The organism is Agathobaculum sp. NTUH-O15-33 (assembly GCF_033193315.1).
Taxonomy (GTDB): Bacteria; Bacillota; Clostridia; order Oscillospirales; family Butyricicoccaceae; genus Agathobaculum; species Agathobaculum faecihominis_A.
Genome location: NZ_CP136187.1, coordinates 2,659,167 through 2,675,521, shown reverse-complemented (window position 1 = coordinate 2,675,521; position 16,355 = coordinate 2,659,167). Strand labels below are relative to the sequence as shown.

Below are 16,355 nucleotides of genomic sequence, written 5' to 3'. Positions count from 1 at the left end.
TTTTCGGTCTCTTGTCAGCCTATGGTCTCCAATTCGCCGATCAGTTCGCCGAGCTTGTCCGCCGAGGTTTGCAGCTGCCGCAGCTCGTCGTAGGAGAGCGGGATGTCCAGCACCGATTCCACGCCGCCCCGGCCCACGACCGAGGGCAGGCCCAAACAAAGACCGTTTACGCCGTAATGGCCGCTAATCAGGGAAGAGACCGGCAGTACCGAGTGCTCGTCCCGCACGATCGCCTCCGCGATGCGGCGCACCGCCATGCCGATGCCGTAATACGTCGCGCCCTTGCCGTCTATGATCGAGTACGCCGCGTCGCGTACATTTTCATAGATGCGCTGCATTGCGCCAAAGGAATAATCCTTGCCCGTGATGCGGCAGTAATCGGCAAGGTCGACGCCGGAGATGTTGGCCGAGGACCAAACGGCAAGCTCGCTGTCGCCGTGCTCGCCAATGATAAAAGCGTGCACGTTGCGCATATCGACGCCAAGGTGCTGACCCAGCAGGTACTTTAGGCGCGAGGTGTCCAGCACCGTGCCCGAACCGAGCACGCGTCCCGCGGGCAGCCCGGAGATATTGTGCGCCATATAGGTGAGCACGTCCACCGGGTTGGATACGATCAGCAGGATCGCGTCTTGATTGACATTCATAATTTCGTTAATAATAGAGGACATGATCGCTTGGTTGCGGCCCAGCAGCTCGACGCGGGTCTCGCCCGGTTTTTGGTTTGCGCCCGCCGCTATGATGATCAGCCCGCAATCCTTCAGTTCGGCGTAGCCGCCCGCGCGCACGTGGCAGGGCCGGGCAAAGGAAATGCCGTGGTTGATATCGGCCGCCTCGCCCTCGGCCTTTTTCTGGTTCATATCGACAAGGGTGATCTCGGAAAACAGGCCGCTTGTCGCAAGGGTAAAGGCCGAGGTCGCGCCGACGAAGCCCACGCCGATCACACCGCATTTTTGAATACTGCTCATGGCAAAGACACCTCTTTTTTAATTCGTTTGGTTTAGTATGCCCGCAAATCACAAATCCTTTCGGTTGGCAAGGCACAGAGAATATGCTATAATGATGGCACGGATTTGACTATTTTCTATAAAAAACGCGCGCCGGCGCGCGAGTCTTTGCGACAGATAAGGAGAAAAAACGATGAAAAAAATGTTTCGTATCGCGTACGCGGGCGCAGCGCTCTGCGCCGCGCTTTCCACAGCCGCTCTGGCGGCTGATTTTACCCAAAGCGCGGACCGTTTGCACGAACTGGGCCTGTTTCAGGGCACGGAAAACGGCTACGAGCTGGACCGCGCGCCCACACGGGCCGAAGCGGCCGCCATGCTGACCCGTCTGCTCGGTAAGGAGAGCGAGGCAAAGAGCCTGACCTATTCCGCGCCCTTTACCGATCTGCAAAACTGGGAAAAGCCTTATGTGCAGTACTTATATGAAAACGGCCTGACCACCGGCGCGACGGCTACCACCTATGAGCCCGAAGCGCCGCTGACCGCGAATATGTATGCTGCTTTTCTGCTGCGGGCGCTCGGCTATAGCGATACGGCGGGCGATTTTACCTATCGCGGCGCTTCCGACTATGCGGAAGAACTCGGCGTGTACGATGAAACCATTGTGGATGCCGGCCATTTTTTGCGCGACCATGTGGCCGCGGCGAGCTATACCGCGCTGGCCGCGCAGCCCAAGGGCAGCGAAAAAACGTTATTGCGCACACTGACCGAGCAGGGCGCGGTGGACAAAACGGCGGCCGAGCCTTATCTTGCGCAGTTCGCGGTCTATCAGGAATACCGCGAGGCGACCGCCGGAATGGACGATCTAAAAGCGCTGGAGGTGACGCACACCTTGACCGGCTCGATCAGCGCTTCGTGGGAGAATCGCGAAAAAGATAAGCTGTTCGACCTGACCAGCGCGGAGACCTTAAAGCTTGACCGCGTTTCGCCCGTCCTGCTTTCGGAGCGCACCGTTACCATGCGCGCGCCGGACGGAACGGAAAAGACCTTTATCGCCGAAAGCTATACGGCGGACGGCATGCGGTATGTTTCGCAGAACGGTGTGAAAGCCCGCACCGCGCAGACGGCCGAGCAGATGCATGCGCTCACCGGCTCCTACGCTCGCGTGCCGGCGGCTTTGGTGGAGAATATCGCGAAAAGCGGCAACGGCGGCTATGTCATTACCTATAATAAGGCCGGCCTGAACCGCCTCGACGGCGCGCTGGGCGCCGCCGCGGATGCGGTGGGCCGGCTGGGCGATATGACGATCTACTCCGTTTTCGTCAAGCACAACGTGTCCGGCGGCCGCATCGTATCGCAGGGCACCACGGTGGAGTTCGACGGCGGCACGGTGGCCGGTACGCTGTTTAGCGAAATGGAGCTGGTCGCGGTGGACGACAAAGTCGTTTTGACGCCGCCGGAAAATTTATCTCAATATCCCCTCGCAAAATAGGAACAAAAGGAGACCCCTGCCGTCTAAGATTGCAGAAGCCTATTAAAGGAGGATATTGATTATGAAAAAGAGATTTTTAGCAGCAGTGCTTGGCGCTGCCATGCTGGGCGCTACCGCCTTTGCCGCCGACCCGGCGGCGCCTGAGGACACGACCCCGGCCGAACCCGGCAACTACCCCTATACGATCGGCGAGGAAGCCACCGTGCTTGAAATGCAGCAGGGCTCCGGCGAGTATGCGGATATGCTGGTTAAAACCGATACGCATGAGGAACTGGTACTGCATTTTTCCGAAAACACGCTGCTCATGGATACGCAGACCGGATTTTTGGCCAATGAGACCGACCTGAATAAGGGCGACAAGGTATACGTTTACTACGGCGCCGCGATGACCCGCAGCCTGCCGCCGCAGGTCACGGCCGAAGCCGTGCTGGTCAATCTGGACGATAAGCATTCGCCCGCGCACCTGCTGACCGCGGAAGAGGTCGTGCGCAATCAGGACGGCAGCGTTACCATTCTGGCCGAATCCGGCAGCATGTTCGTGACCATTCCGGCTGAGACCGACATCCGCCCGCTGGCCACCAAGAATATTGTTTCCTTGGAAGATATCCACATGGGCACCCAGCTGTTCGCTTGGTATGATTTTATGGCGCTTTCCATGCCCGGTCAGGCCACTGCGACCAAGGTCGTGCTGCCGCCCCAGCAGGATCGCGCATTCACCATGATCCATGAAGGCGACATCGCGATCGGCGAGGGCAAGGTGGAAAACGGTATCGCGATGGTGCCGCTGCGCGCCGCCGCCGAAGCCAAGGGTTTTACCGTTACTTGGAACGGCAAGGATCAGAGCGTTCAGCTCTCGAACGGCGAGATCCAGACCACGGTGACGCTGGGCGAGGATCTGTACTACTATGCCTCCGCCAAGGCTGTCGGCATGTCCAAGCCGAGCCCGCTCGGCGCTGCCTCCTATGAGCAGGACGGCACGACTTGGGCTCCGGCTCAGCTCATCACCCTGCTGTGCGGCGAAAATTCCGCCGTGCTGATGGGCAGCGTAATGTATCTGTAAGATCAAAACATGAAAAAAAGAGCTTTCCCCAAGTTTTTGGGGAAAGCTCTTTTTTTATGCCCTTATAGGGCTTGTTCATGCCACCCCGCTTTGGGGTGGTCATGACTTTCGTCCCGTAAGGGAGGCTCGTACAACACCCTTGGGGTCGCGGATCAGCAGAGAGACCACCCAAATGACCAGCCCCAGCGCGACGGCGGAAAGGCCAAGGTACAGATCGTTCAGCATGTCCGGCAGGGCGGGGGTGAAAAAGGCCGCGCCCTGTTCCGCGTATGAAAAGATCGCGTCCACCAGCCACATCAGGGAAGCGCCCCAATACATCCAGCACAGAATGCCGACGCGCAGATCGTTTTTCGGCGCGTTTTTATACCAAACAGCGGTGCTGATGACCGCGGCAAAAACGGTGATAAGTAAGGTCATCCGGTTTACCTCTGTTCGGAGGCAGGCTCCGGCAGCCGGGCCTTTTTCTCCATGGCGTTCGTAACCAGCACCATGGCGCCCCAGACCGCAGTGACGAGCAGCGCCATGCTAACGCCCACCGTGGCCATTTCATGCAGCATCACGGAAGCGTCCGCGGGGTTCGCGGCCGCGGTGAGGAAGGGGAACCACGGCACGATTTCACCGTGCCAAAGGTGCTCGAACGCAAGCAGGACCGAACCGCCCCAGAGCAGGCTCGAAAGCCACTTCAGCTTGCGCGAGAAGGGAATTTTCACCTGTGTTTCCGCGTGCGCGAGCTCCGCGCCGCCTATGCGTACGGACGCTTCCTTTTCCTTCGATTTCATGATGCGCGCGGCGATCGTGGTAACGACGGCCTCGGCGACAGGAACGACAAAACATGCCATGATAAATCCCCCTTATTTCAATGATCCTTAAAAATAGTACAAACCTACATAATAAAGAAAAGTTGACAGATTTCCCAAAACGGCAACCTGTCAACTTCTTCTTGGCGGAGAAGGTGGGATTCGAACCCACGTGCCGTGTTACCGGCAACTCGATTTCGAGTCGAGCTCGTTATGACCACTTCGATACTTCTCCGGATGCTGGGTGGTCACACCTGTTCTCACAAGTGCCTATATAGTTTATCATAGATTTTAGCGGGATACAAGAGGCTGGAACAAAAAAAATCGTCTAAATTTGTCGAATTATGTCGACAACCTTGCAAGGGGCAGGTTTACGTGATAAAATATCAATATCGCGGAAAAATATGCCCGCAGACACGTTTTTGGAGTGAAAAGAATGGATCATACTATACTGGCGGAACGACTGTTTCCGCATATTACGGAAACGCCCGAACAGGTAGAAGCGCGCTATCCCCAAAGAGAGTTGCCCGAAGGCGCTAAGGTGACCCGCATGGGCCCCAGCCCGACCGGCTTTATGCATTTGGGTAACCTATTTGGCGCGCTGGTGGACGAACGGCTGGCGCACCAATCCGGCGGCGTGTTCTACCTTCGCATCGAAGATACCGATAAAAAGCGCGAGGTCGAAGGCGGCGTGCAGACCATTCTTTCCGCTTTTTCGTCCTTTGGCCTGCCGTTCGACGAAGGCGCGACCCTGACGGGAGACAATGGCGCTTACGGGCCCTACCGCCAGAGCCAGCGCGCCGAGATCTACCAGACCTTTGTAAAAAGTTTGGTGCAGCGCGGCCTTGCATATCCGTGCTTTTGCACCGAGGACGAGCTTGCCGCCGCGCACGCGCGACAGGAGCAGAACAAAGAAAACTTCGGCTATTACGGTTCCTACGCGGTCTGGCGCGACCGGCCGATGGAGGATATCGAGGCGGCGCTCGCGCAGGGTTTACCCTATGTGATCCGCTTCCGTTCGGAGGGCTCAATCGAAAACAAGGTGCGCCACGAGGATCTGGTCAAGGGCAAAATGGAACTGACCGAGAACGATCAAGATATCGTGATCCTGAAATCGGACGGCATACCGACCTACCATTTCGCCCATGTGGTGGACGACCACCTGATGGGCACGACCGTGGTCGTGCGCGGCGAAGAGTGGCTCGCCACGCTGCCCGTTCATTTACAGCTGTTTCGCGCCATGGGCTGGAAGGCGCCCAAATACGCGCACACCGCGCAGTTGATGAAGATCGACCCGGAGACCGGCGGCAAGCGCAAGCTGTCCAAGCGCAAGGATCCGGAGCTGGCGCTCGATTTCTATTACGCGGAGGGTTACCCGGTGCCCGCCGTGCTCGAATACCTGATGACGCTTCTCAATTCCAACTTTGAGGAATGGCGACGCGCCAACCGGATCTGCCGATGAACGATTTCCCGTTCACGACCAAGAAGATGAGCGGCTCCGGCGCGCTGTTCGATATCGAAAAGCTGCGCGACGTGTCGAAAAACGTCATCTCCCGCATGTCGGCTGAGACCGTGTACGACTATGTGGCCGATTGGAGCCGCGATCACGACGCCGCGTTCCACGCCCTTTTCACGCAGGAGCCGGAAAAGAGCAAGGCTTATCTCGCCATTGGACGCGGCGGCAAGAAGCCGCGCAAGGATCTGGCGCTTTGGTCGGACGTCAAACCCTATATGGACTTTTTGTTTGACGAGCTGTTCCAGCCCTATTACACCATGCCGGAGCGCGTTTCGGCAGAGGATGCGAAGGCCATTCTGGCAGCCTATGCCGCGGAATTTGATGGTAGCGACACGCCGGACGCCTTCTTTGAAAAAATGAAGAAGCTGGCCGACCGGTTTGGCTTTGCCAGCGATACCAAGGCCTACAAGGAAAACCCGGATCAGTTCAAGGGCCCGGTGGGCGACGTTTCAATGGTCATCCGTGTTGCGGTGGCGGGGCGGCAGAATGCGCCCGACCTGCAATCGGTCATGGGCATTATGGGGCGCGAAGCCGTATTAAAGCGGCTGAAGAAATGCGAAAGGGCAATTAGTAATTAGTAATTATGGAGTCCGGCGGAGCCGGGCATCTTGAGAATTTTTAGGAGGTAGGAGTTAGGAAGTAGGGAGTTGGAGTTAGGAAAGCGGTATTTGCGCGCAGCGCATTAATTTCATGCCGGCTATGCCGGCGTTCCGCAATTCCTAATTTTTAATTTCTAATTCCTAATTTAAAAGAGAAAATGTTGGAAAACGTAAACAACTTTTTGACTGAGATCATCGACGAGGATCTCGCGGCGGGCCTTACCGAAAGGATACACACCCGCTTCCCGCCGGAGCCGAACGGCTATCTGCACATCGGCTCGGCCAAGGCGATTTTTATCAACTGGTCGATCGCCAAGAAGTACGGCGGCCTGTTCAACCTGCGTTACGACGATACCAACCCGGTCAAAGAGGATACGGAGTACGTCGATTCGATCTGGGAGGATATCAAGTGGCTGACCGGCGAAGAGCCGAACGGCGGCGTTTACTACGGTTCGGACTATTTCGAGACTTGCTATGAATGCGCCGTGCAGCTCATCCGCGACGGGAAGGCCTTTGTGTGCGACCTGACGCAGGAGGAAATGCGCGCCTACCGCGGCACGCTTAAAGCGCCGGGGAAAGAAAGCCCCTACCGCGACCGTTCGGTCGAAGAAAACCTGCGCCTTTTTGAAGAGATGCGCGCGGGCAAGTATCCGGACGGTTCTAAAACGCTGCGCGCCAAGATCGACATGGCGAGCCGCAACATGAACCTGCGCGACCCCGCGATCTACCGTATCGTACGGGCGCATCACCACCGGCAGGGGGATGCGTGGTGCATTTATCCGCTGTACGATTTCGCGCACCCGATCCAAGACGCGATCGAGGGCATCACGCATTCGATGTGTTCGATCGAGTTTGAAAACCACCGGCCGCTGTATGAGTGGGTCGTGGACAACTGTCCGTTGCCGCACCACCCCAAGCAGCGCGAATTTGCCCGCCTGAATGTGACCAATACGGTCATGAGCAAGCGCTACTTGCGCGAGCTGGTAGAGACCGGCCGCGTCGAGGGCTGGGACGATCCGCGCATGCCCACGCTTTCCGCGCTACGCCGCCGTGGCTATACGCCCTCCGCGATTTTGGACTTTGTGCAGCGCGCGGGCATCGCCAAGGCGAATAGTCTGGTCGATATCAAGCTGCTGGAACACTGCATCCGCGAGGAGCTGAACAAGACCGCGCTGCGCCGCATGGCCGTGCTGGAGCCGATCAAGCTGACAATTACCAACTATCCGGAGGACAAGCAGGAGTCGTTCGAGATCGCGAACAATCCGCAGGATGAAGCCACCGGCACCCGCATGGTGCCGTTCACGCGCGAGCTTTATATTGAAAAAAGCGACTTTGCCGAGGTGCCGCCTCCGAAGTTCCAGCGCCTCAAGCCGGACGGCGAGGTCCGCCTGATGGGCGCGTATATCGTGAAGTGCAACGAGATCGTCAAGGATGAGAACGGCGAGGTCGTTGAGCTGCGCTGCACGGCCGATCTGGAAACCGGCAACGGCATGCCGGCGGATGGCCGCAAGGTGCGCGGCACGATCCATTGGGTATCCGCGCCGACCGCGATCGACGCGGAGGTCTATCTGTATGAAAACCTCTTCACGCTGGAAAACACGGCGGACGTACCGGAAGGCACCAATTACCTCGATTTCCTTAACCCGGATTCGCTGAAAAAGCTGTCCGGCTGCAAGCTGGAGCCGTCTGTTGCCGAAGTGGAAACGGGCGCGCACATGCAGTTTGTCCGTATGGGCTATTTCGTAAAAGATCGTGAACCCGGCCGCTTCAACCGTGTCGTCACGCTGAAAGACAGCTTTGCCAAAACGCTGAAATAAATTGGGAAAGGGCGCGTTGCAAAATAAAAGAAATTCCGTCTGTCATTCTGAACGAAGTGAAGAATCTCGCGCGAACGCGCGGAATTAACGTGGAAACCGCGCGTTCGCGCGAGATGCTTCGTCGTTTCGCTCCTCAGAATGACAAGAATTTGGAACATTCTTTTATTTTGCAACGCGCCCTTTCTGCTGCATGCAGGGGTGGAACGCTGCAAACAAAACAAGATATATTGAAACCTTGACAAAAAGAGAAATAATGGTATAATAAGCTTATAAAGTTAGTAACAAATCAGTTAGTAACTAATTGATTGGTGGAAGGTGATAAAATGGGATTAAAAAGACTGTCCCTGTCGGAAGAGGAATTAATGAATGTGTTTTGGAAAATCGGCACGCCGATCACGAGCGTAGATATTTTGCAATATGCGAAGGATAAGACATGGAGCGGAAACTACATCCACAAAATGCTCAGGGAATTAGAAGAGAAAAAGTTTATTGAAATGTGCGGCGCAGAAAAGCACCGGGGGCGTTTGGTAAGGCAATTTAAAGCAATCGTTTCGCGGGAAGACTATGCAACCTTTTTCTTAGAGCAACAAGGCCTTAGCACAAAGGCGCTGGCGGACATCGCCGTAGCGTTCGTGAAGAAAAAGCAGATTAAAAAGAAAAAAAGCGAAGCGGACCAAAAGGATGTGATCGACGAGCAATTAATCAAAAAACTGCAGGAGATGGTTGATGCTTTAAAAGAGGAAGAATAAAAATGCAGGTTACGATATTTTCCTTTTTATCCGCAATTCTTTGGAGCAGCGCGCTGATCGTTCTAACCTATTTGCTTCGAAAAGCAAAAAGATCATCAAGGTGCTTTGGTGTGTTTTATATGTTCCTGCTCTATTTATTCAGCGCGGCGAGAATGTTTTGCCCGGTTGAGGTTGCCCCATCCGTAATCGTCGAGTCGGAAAAGATTTATCCGGCGGTTTATCGTTTTTTACATACGAAAGCTTTTGCAGGTACAAGCCTTGCCATATCGTACCTTTCTATTCTGTCGATCTTGTGGGTTGCGGTTTGCTGCATTCTGCTCATCAGGTATGTGCTTCAATACCAAAAGACCATACGCGGAATGACGCGGTATGCCGCCTTGGCGGATGAAAAAATCCAGCAGACACTTGAGCGCCTGCAAACAGCGGTGCACAAGCAGGTAAAAATCTCTGTCTGGGTTTGTCCCAATATCGATGTGCCGTTCGGTTTGGGTATCTTTCAGAAAAGAATTATTCTGCCTCCAAAAGAATACACGGATCGGGAGCTGCGGTATATCTTGCTACATGAGCTTATGCACTTCAATAATAAAGATACCGTTGTGAAATTTATGACTTCGCTGTTCTGTATCATATTTTGGATGAATCCGTTCGTCTATTTGCTGAAAAAGGATCTGGAGCAAACGCTGGAGATCAAATGTGACCTAACGGTAATTGCGCATTTGGGCGCAAGGGAAAAAGCGCCATATCTGCAAGCGATCATAGACAGCTTAAAGAGGATTTCCGCATCCAATGATACTCTCCCATACACCGCTACAGCGCTTTTGCAGTGTGCGGAGCAAGCCGGAATTGAGGAACGGTTCAGAGCCGTTATGAACTTCAGACCGGGAAAAAGCAGCAAGCTCCGGCAAACTGTTCTTGCGCTGAGCACTACTATGGTGCTTCTGACTTCGTATGTCTTTCTGCCGCAGCCGAAGTTTGAAGCGCCTCGAAGCACCGAGAAGAATACGATAGATTTTGACCCGTCAACTTCCTATATTCTATTAGAAGGAGATGGAGAGTATTGGCTATACATTAAAGAATCCCCATATACCCGTCTGGAGGAGAACGAAGCTATATTTTACAAAAATATTGGATTTTCAATTTTGAAGGAGTGAATGAAGATGAATAAAAAGATAATATATGCAATCAGCACGGTGGCTTTGATTGCAAGCTCGCTTACACTTGCGAATGCAGCTGAGCCCATACAAACGCCAGCCCTTGAAAATCTGACTACCGTGAATGAGATCATTTTACGCGCTGATGTAATCGTTTATAAAACGAGAATCCACGAAGGCAGACAACAATATAGACGCTGGAATGAAACGCGAGGTTATTGGGTTGATCCTGAATGGATCGATCTGTAACGGTATATATCACCGTATTCCCAAAGAAAGGATGATGCTTATGAATACATAAAAAATCCACATAAAACCGAAAGGCTGGACACCTTGCCGCAGAGCGGCAACTCGGATTTGTGTGGATAATGCTATTATAGCAGATAAGTATGCAAAGTCAATCGGACGCGAATGGATATAAAATTTTTATATCTTCATTTAACTTTGAGTAGCTTTTACACAGGCTATCATGACAACAGCTTGAAAGGAGCTTTATAATGTACATAACAAAAAGGTCTTTTACCGCACTAGTGCTTAGCGCAGCACTGCTTTTGGGCGTTCCTTATGCATCAGCAAGCGATAGCTCAGTTGATAATGTCAATCACGCAACTTCATCTGTTCAGCTTCAAGCTGACGCTTTGATTGCGTCTATAGATGATGAAGTTTTGAAGGAAGCCGCTTTAAACAACGCTGTTGATGCTTCTGTTCCGATTTCTATTAGGGAAAGTGTAGGCGCTGATGCCACCTTTATCCCGTTTTCAAGAAGTGGGCAGGATGCGGTTGAAGTAGAAGTTAACTCTACTGTTCAAAAGCTTGGAGAAATCGTTTGCGAAGATGGTGGTATTGCTAATATGTATGTATCCGCTGCAGCCGCTACTGTTAAAGAGGACTATGAACACTGGTATTTAAGAGATGTCCATGCGTGGTCTTTTGTTTACTGGATAGATAATCCGGGTGATAATAATCAGTTGCATTCTGTCAGAGGATCATGGTCAACAGGAGGAATGGCGGTTGAAAACAGGGTTCTTGAATATGGAAATAGTCATGTCGGTGGTTTGGGGTGGATTGGCTATGTATCCAGAGTAAGAGTCAGCGAAGATGATTCAACGTTGTATGACAACTCTTATACGGGTCTCACTTTCCGATGTGATGCAAGTATTGATGTTGTGAATATTGGCACACTAACAGTGACTGCTTTTAGTAGAGTTACCACCTAATCTAGTTGCACATCAGAAGAACTTCTTGCTGAAACAATGACCTCGCTCGCATTCTTTATGATGCGAGCGGGGTAATTGTCGCCCTTGTGGCTTACAAAAGAGAAAGCAGAGACCGCTCAACCTATAATATATTGTTGGAACGTGGAGAACCAAGTCGCGAAAAAACTAGGTGTTCTATCGTAATTGCGGGAAAGGAAAGTAGCATGCGGAATGTCAAAAGATTTTTGCGGTATTTTTGGGGGTCGATTGGTCAGTGCGTTGTATTCAGCGTGCTGTTTTTTGCAATGCTCCTATGTGTGATTCGCATTCTGCCGGACTCCACGGCTGAAATAACAGGGTGGCTGCTTATGGGACTCTATATTTGTATTCCTGCGGTTTGCGCTTATGGCTATTGCTTTTTGACACATCGAAAAAGCTTTCATTTTCGGTTATTAAGACCACAACCTAAAGGGAGGGCTTTCAGGCTGGCGGTCCGTTTTTTGGCCGTTTTAGTTTTTCTTTTATGCGTCTATATAATAGATATCTATCGCATCAAGTTTGACTTGGGTTGGTTTCATATCTTTGGAAGATACGGTAGCATGCTTGTATCGGCTGTAACATATACATTATTTTATATTTTCATTGTTATCTTTCCGGTCACATATGCGCTTTTGGAGTACCTTTGTGTTGAAGACATAGAAAAGGAAGAGCTGCGCAGCGAAGGAAATGAATGATAAATGGATCGCCTTATTGCCTTACTGACTTCTCCGTCAAAGATGAAAGTGCTATATCTGTCGCTATGATAGACCTTTCATTCTCTTCATGCAAAAAGCTCCGCCTTGAAAAAAGGAGGAGCTTTTTGCATGAGCTGTACCGACGTTATGGCAGGTCTTCGTCGTCTGTTTCGTCCGGCGAATGGGGGGGCGGGTTTTTCAGATGCTCCTTGGGGATCGCGCCGGAGAGGGTGAGCGCCAGCTTGGCGCAGGCCGGGCCGATCAGTTCGTATAGCACGGACGAGGCTAGAATGATCGTCAGCAGCATGTTGCCGATGGCGGGTGGCAACAGCCGCTGGCCGAGAAACGCAAGGCCGATCGCAACGCCCGCCTGCGGGATCAGGGCAAGACCGAGGTATTTGCGGATCTCCGGCGGGGCGTGCGTTGCTCGCGCACCTAGATAAGCGCCGCCGTATTTGCCCAGAATACGGATGAAGAAATAGGAAACGCCGATGATGCCCACCGTGCCAAGCAGGCGAATGTCCAGATTCATACCGGACACGATGAAGAAAATACTCATCACAGGCGGCGTGAAGCCGTTCAGTTGGTGGAACAGCGCCTTGTCGCGCGTTAGGTTGATGTAGGATGCACCAAACACCATGCAGGAGAGCAGGGGAGAGATATCGACCAGCGCGCACAGGCCGGAAAGACCGAGCAGCATGGCCACCACCAAAATGAGCCGGTTATCGCGCGAGCGGGTCGTCGGGCGAAGCAGCCGCGCGAGCAGCCAGCCGCAAACAAAACCGAGGCAGATGGCGAGCAGGTTGTAAACAATGGGTAAAACAATATCGAGTACCGCCGTTACGCCGGTATCGTGGCTGTTGACAAGCGCGGAAGCAACGCTAAAGGCCAGCAGGCAAACAACATCGTCCAGCGCGGCCACTTGCAGCAACGTATCGACAAATTCGCCCTTCGCGTGGTATTGGTTGATGGTCATCATCGTGCTGGCGGGCGCGGTGGCGGTCGCGATCGCGCCGAGCAGCAGGGAAAAAGCGCTGGGCAGGCCGAAAATGAAGTACATTGCCAACGAAATGAGCACGCCTGCCAGCAACGATTCCATCACAGTAATGACGATAACGCCCCAGCCGGTCTTTTTCAGCGTTTTCTTACGGAAAAACTTGCCCACGCCAAAGGCGATAAAGGCCAAAGCAATATCGCTGACAAAGCCCATACGGTCGACGATTTGATGGGGCACGAGGCCGAGCGCATGCGGGCCGATGATCATACCGGCCAGAATAAAGCCGCTTACATTGGGCAGATGCAGCCGCTTGGTCAGGCGTGTGAGAAGAAAGCCTGAAAAAAGGATCAGGCTGAGTGCGATCAGGACAGAAGTATTTTCTGTCAAAGGTTCATAAAGTGCAGATAACATGCCGCTCACCTCCTATTGAATATTAAAATATTACTATCATGATATACTGTTCTGTGGTTAAAAGCAAATAAATCGTGAAAAAAACAACAAACACGCAGGAAAAACCGGCCGATTATCCAAAAATAACGGCCGGTTTTTGATAAATATGCTATTTATCGCGGTGCGCTTTTTTCCATGCTTTAATCTGTTCCAAACGCTGTTTGTACTTGGCTTCGGAGCCCTGATCGGTGGGGCGGTAGTAGGTGCGGCCCTCCAGCGAATCGGGCAGGCATTGCATGTTGGTCAGCTTTTCCTCGGTATCGTGCGCGTATTGGTAGCCCGCGCCGTAGTGCAGTTCCTTCATCAGCCTCGTGGGCGCGTTGCGGATGACAAGGGGGACCGGCTCGGCAAGCTGTTGCAGCGCATCTTTCTTCGCGCTTTCGTAAGCCATATAGAGGGCGTTCGACTTAGGCGCGAGCGATAAATACGTGACCGCGTGCGCTAAATGCACGGTGCATTCCGGCATGCCGATGAAGTGGCACGCCTGATAGGCGGCAACGGCGACCTCCAACCCGCGCGAATCGGCCATGCCGACATCCTCGCTTGCAAAGCGGACGACGCGGCGGGCGACGTACAGCGGGTCTTCTCCGGCTTCCAGCATGCGGGCAAGCCAGTAAACGGCGGCGTCCGGATCGGAGTTGCGCATGGACTTGTGCAGCGCGGAGATGATGTTATAGTGCTCCTCACCGTTTTTATCATATAAAAGCGATTTTTTGGAAATGCACTGTTCCAGCGTTTCTGGGCGCACGGTGACCACGCCGCCCTCCGTATCGCCGTTTAAAACGACCATTTCAAGGGTGGAGAGCGCGGTGCGCGCGTCGCCGTTCGCGAAGGCGGCGATCATGCCGAGCATGTCGTCCTCCAAGTGGATCTGCTGGCCGCCAAAGCCGCGCTTGCTCGTCAACGCGCGGCGAAGCAGACCGGTCAGCTCGTCCGCGGAGAGCGATTGCAGCACAAACACCTTGCAGCGGGATAATAGCGCGCCGTTTACCTCGAACGAAGGGTTTTCAGTCGTCGCGCCGATCAGGATGATGCTGCCCTTTTCCACAAAGGGGAGGAAGGCGTCCTGCTGGGCTTTATTGAAACGGTGTATCTCGTCGACAAATACAATGGTACGCTCGCCAAAACGGCGGTTGTCCTCCGCACTCTTCATGACCTCGCGTATCTCCTTGATGCCGCTGGTAACAGCGGAAAAATCGATAAAAGAGGACTTGGTGCGGTTTGCGATAATGCGGGCGAGCGTCGTTTTACCAACGCCGGGCGGGCCCCAGAAGATCATGGAGGATACCTGATCGTTTTCGATCAGCCGCCGCAGAACCTTGCCTTCGCCAAGCAAATGCGTTTGGCCAAAAAAATCGTCCAGCGTTTGCGGGCGCAGCCGGTCGGCCAAGGGCCTTGTCGCATCGCCGCCGAACAGGGTCTGCTGTTCCATCCTTTCACCACCATTTCTGTTTTATCTGTATTATAACACCGAACAAATGTTCTGGCAAGATGGATAAAGAAAAATCCCCTTTCTCGTTGCCGTCAGGCTGAGAAAGGGGAACTGCTGCTATTGCAGCGGCACGGTCACGCCGTCAAAGTTCATGGATACGACCTCTGCTGGATCAAGCGGTTCGTTGAACGTCCATTGGTCGTAGGCATGGCCTTGGTTGGTTTCTGTATCAAGCGCCCACATGCTGCTTACACAGTTGCTCGTCAGGATTAGCTTGGTGCCGTCGCGCAGCATGGCGTAGGTGGGGCGGTGGCCGAGCACGGTGCGTTCACTGTCCGAAATAACAAATACCGAGATCGCAGAGAGGTTCACCTTTTTGACGAGCGCGCCGCCTACCTGAACATTGGTTTCATAGGTCAGCGTTGGCGTGCGCTCGATTGTAACATCGACGTTCCATTCGCCCTCTAACGCAGGTTTCACATAAAGGCTACCATATAAATCGTCAAAGACAAGGTCCTCTAAATCACTGGGAGTAACATGAAAAGCCATATCTTCATACCAGATTCCGTCCTGACAGAAAGAAATGAAATCGGCATCCTCGTTGTATAGCATATCCTCACGGCCCGATCGGCTGCGCGCGTTCGTGAGCACATAGCTATCATTCCGGTTGGCGGCGCCCATAAAGGCCACTTGCACATGCAGGCGGTTGTCGCTGCCAAAGCCGACGGAAGAAAAACGAAGTTGCTCTGTCTTTTCAAGCTTCAATTCCGTTTGATTGGGCTGTAGCACGGTCTTGCCGTCTTCTGTCAGCATCGTGGTGAGCGTCTTTTCCGTAACCGCTTCGATGGGGACACGGACGGAAGAATCCTTGAGATCCTCAATGGGCTTAAATGCTTTAAATTTTATTGTTGCAGGGAAATCATTCTCGCTTGAGCCGCCTGAACCGCGCAGTTCAACCAGCGCGGTACGCGTTTCCTTGTCATACGCGATAAGGGTGGTACCGATCATGGTGCTGTCGGGTTCCCACGGCAGACCTTCGATCATGGCGCCGATTTGCATGTTGGGGCCTAGTCGGTCGCCGGTTTTGTCCTGCACCTCACAGTAGATCCGCGTCATGCCGCTGTCCGACAGCGCGGAGACCACACGGATCTCGATCCCGTCCTGCTCAACGGCGACGCCGGTGATCGGCTGGCTTTGCGCGATGAAGCTGCCAAGTGCATTGGCGAGCGCTTCTCGTATCATGGGGCTGACGGCGGCAAAGGCCGAGACCGTCAGCACGGCGGCCAGAACCGCCGCCAGCAGAATCTTACCGGCAGTCCAGTGGATGGGGCGTCGTTTGGCTTCCAGACCGCGTAAGATCGCATCGCGTTTGGCGGAGGTTAGCGTTATATTAGCCATGGTCATGTCAAGATCACTCCTCATGT

The 16,355-nt window shown here is 53.5% G+C and carries 14 protein-coding genes, 1 tRNA gene and 1 pseudogene; 9 read left to right on the top strand and 7 right to left on the bottom strand.

The window, feature by feature from the left end:
• Window positions 1-14 precede the first annotated feature (14 nt).
• Window positions 15-965, bottom strand: coding sequence for an L-lactate dehydrogenase (locus RWV98_RS12955; RefSeq protein WP_317861244.1), 951 nt, complete (start codon window positions 963-965; stop codon window positions 15-17).
• A 172-nt stretch (window positions 966-1,137) separates the two neighbouring features.
• Between RWV98_RS12955 and RWV98_RS12950 the strand changes: the two genes are divergently transcribed.
• Complete coding sequence (locus RWV98_RS12950; protein ID WP_317861242.1) at window positions 1,138-2,433, top strand: S-layer homology domain-containing protein; 1,296 nt, start codon at window positions 1,138-1,140, stop codon at window positions 2,431-2,433.
• A gap of 61 nt (window positions 2,434-2,494) precedes the next feature.
• The gene (locus RWV98_RS12945; protein ID WP_280963035.1) at window positions 2,495-3,493 is read left to right on the top strand and encodes a copper amine oxidase N-terminal domain-containing protein; all 999 of its coding nucleotides are present in this window, start codon (window positions 2,495-2,497) and stop codon (window positions 3,491-3,493) included.
• Window positions 3,494-3,592: 99 nt separating this feature from the next.
• On the opposite strand, the gene RWV98_RS12940 is transcribed toward RWV98_RS12945, so the two are convergent.
• The 3 genes from RWV98_RS12940 to RWV98_RS12930 all read right to left on the bottom strand — a co-directional run bounded on the left by RWV98_RS12940 (window position 3,593) and on the right by RWV98_RS12930 (window position 4,525).
• The gene (locus RWV98_RS12940; RefSeq protein ID WP_317861240.1) at window positions 3,593-3,910 is read right to left on the bottom strand and encodes a hypothetical protein; all 318 of its coding nucleotides are present in this window, start codon (window positions 3,908-3,910) and stop codon (window positions 3,593-3,595) included.
• 5 nt (window positions 3,911-3,915) lie between these two features.
• On the bottom strand, window positions 3,916-4,332 hold the full coding sequence (locus RWV98_RS12935; protein ID WP_317861238.1) for a hypothetical protein: 417 nt from the start codon (window positions 4,330-4,332) through the stop codon (window positions 3,916-3,918).
• Window positions 4,333-4,434: 102 nt separating this feature from the next.
• Window positions 4,435-4,525 (bottom strand) — tRNA-Ser (locus RWV98_RS12930).
• A 201-nt stretch (window positions 4,526-4,726) separates the two neighbouring features.
• On the opposite strand from RWV98_RS12930, the pseudogene gltX reads away from it, so the two are divergent.
• The 7 genes and pseudogenes from gltX to RWV98_RS12895 all read left to right on the top strand — a co-directional run bounded on the left by gltX (window position 4,727) and on the right by RWV98_RS12895 (window position 12,052).
• A pseudogene (gltX, locus tag RWV98_RS12925) lies at window positions 4,727-6,384 on the top strand (glutamate--tRNA ligase).
• Window positions 6,385-6,563: 179 nt separating this feature from the next.
• Window positions 6,564-8,222, top strand: a complete 1,659-nt coding sequence (locus RWV98_RS12920; RefSeq protein ID WP_317861236.1) for a glutamine--tRNA ligase/YqeY domain fusion protein — start codon at window positions 6,564-6,566, stop codon at window positions 8,220-8,222.
• 323 nt (window positions 8,223-8,545) lie between these two features.
• Window positions 8,546-8,971, top strand: coding sequence for a BlaI/MecI/CopY family transcriptional regulator (locus tag RWV98_RS12915; RefSeq protein ID WP_317861234.1), 426 nt, complete (start codon window positions 8,546-8,548; stop codon window positions 8,969-8,971).
• 2 nt (window positions 8,972-8,973) lie between these two features.
• Window positions 8,974-10,122, top strand: coding sequence for a M56 family metallopeptidase (locus tag RWV98_RS12910; RefSeq protein WP_317861232.1), 1,149 nt, complete (start codon window positions 8,974-8,976; stop codon window positions 10,120-10,122).
• Window positions 10,123-10,128: 6 nt separating this feature from the next.
• Window positions 10,129-10,371, top strand: a complete 243-nt coding sequence (locus RWV98_RS12905; RefSeq protein ID WP_317861230.1) for a hypothetical protein — start codon at window positions 10,129-10,131, stop codon at window positions 10,369-10,371.
• Window positions 10,372-10,619: 248 nt separating this feature from the next.
• A complete protein-coding gene (locus tag RWV98_RS12900) occupies window positions 10,620-11,339 on the top strand; it encodes a hypothetical protein (RefSeq protein WP_317861228.1) in 720 nt (239 codons plus the stop codon).
• Between the two features lie 203 nt (window positions 11,340-11,542).
• Window positions 11,543-12,052, top strand: coding sequence for a hypothetical protein (locus RWV98_RS12895; protein ID WP_317861226.1), 510 nt, complete (start codon window positions 11,543-11,545; stop codon window positions 12,050-12,052).
• Window positions 12,053-12,197: 145 nt separating this feature from the next.
• Here RWV98_RS12895 and RWV98_RS12890 read toward each other — a convergent pair whose 3' ends face one another.
• The 3 genes from RWV98_RS12890 to RWV98_RS12880 all read right to left on the bottom strand — a co-directional run bounded on the left by RWV98_RS12890 (window position 12,198) and on the right by RWV98_RS12880 (window position 16,335).
• Entirely contained in the window at window positions 12,198-13,460 is a 1,263-nt protein-coding gene (locus RWV98_RS12890; protein WP_317861224.1) for a cation:proton antiporter, read from the bottom strand.
• Window positions 13,461-13,608: 148 nt separating this feature from the next.
• Window positions 13,609-14,931 (bottom strand): replication-associated recombination protein A, encoded by a 1,323-nt coding sequence (locus tag RWV98_RS12885; protein WP_317861222.1) that lies wholly within the window; start codon window positions 14,929-14,931, stop codon window positions 13,609-13,611.
• Window positions 14,932-15,048: 117 nt separating this feature from the next.
• A complete protein-coding gene (locus RWV98_RS12880; protein WP_317861220.1) occupies window positions 15,049-16,335 on the bottom strand; it encodes a hypothetical protein in 1,287 nt (428 codons plus the stop codon).
• Between the last annotated feature and the right edge of the window lie 20 nt (window positions 16,336-16,355).

Bases quoted from the DNA above. Each gene is read 5' to 3' on its own strand.
- RWV98_RS12900 (WP_317861228.1), top strand. From the start codon at position 10,620: ATGTACATAACAAAAAGGTCTTTTACCGCACTAGTGCTTAGCGCAGCA.
- RWV98_RS12905 (WP_317861230.1), top strand. From the start codon at position 10,129: ATGAATAAAAAGATAATATATGCAATCAGCACGGTGGCTTTGATTGCA.
- RWV98_RS12920 (WP_317861236.1), top strand. From the start codon at position 6,564: ATGTTGGAAAACGTAAACAACTTTTTGACTGAGATCATCGACGAGGAT.
- RWV98_RS12910 (WP_317861232.1), top strand. From the start codon at position 8,974: ATGCAGGTTACGATATTTTCCTTTTTATCCGCAATTCTTTGGAGCAGC.
- RWV98_RS12895 (WP_317861226.1), top strand. From the start codon at position 11,543: ATGCGGAATGTCAAAAGATTTTTGCGGTATTTTTGGGGGTCGATTGGT.
- RWV98_RS12945 (WP_280963035.1), top strand. From the start codon at position 2,495: ATGAAAAAGAGATTTTTAGCAGCAGTGCTTGGCGCTGCCATGCTGGGC.
- RWV98_RS12890 (WP_317861224.1), bottom strand. From the start codon at position 13,460: ATGTTATCTGCACTTTATGAACCTTTGACAGAAAATACTTCTGTCCTG.
- RWV98_RS12880 (WP_317861220.1), bottom strand. From the start codon at position 16,335: ATGACCATGGCTAATATAACGCTAACCTCCGCCAAACGCGATGCGATC.
- RWV98_RS12885 (WP_317861222.1), bottom strand. From the start codon at position 14,931: ATGGAACAGCAGACCCTGTTCGGCGGCGATGCGACAAGGCCCTTGGCC.
- RWV98_RS12935 (WP_317861238.1), bottom strand. From the start codon at position 4,332: ATGGCATGTTTTGTCGTTCCTGTCGCCGAGGCCGTCGTTACCACGATC.
- RWV98_RS12940 (WP_317861240.1), bottom strand. From the start codon at position 3,910: ATGACCTTACTTATCACCGTTTTTGCCGCGGTCATCAGCACCGCTGTT.
- RWV98_RS12950 (WP_317861242.1), top strand. From the start codon at position 1,138: ATGAAAAAAATGTTTCGTATCGCGTACGCGGGCGCAGCGCTCTGCGCC.
- RWV98_RS12955 (WP_317861244.1), bottom strand. From the start codon at position 965: ATGAGCAGTATTCAAAAATGCGGTGTGATCGGCGTGGGCTTCGTCGGC.
- RWV98_RS12915 (WP_317861234.1), top strand. From the start codon at position 8,546: ATGGGATTAAAAAGACTGTCCCTGTCGGAAGAGGAATTAATGAATGTG.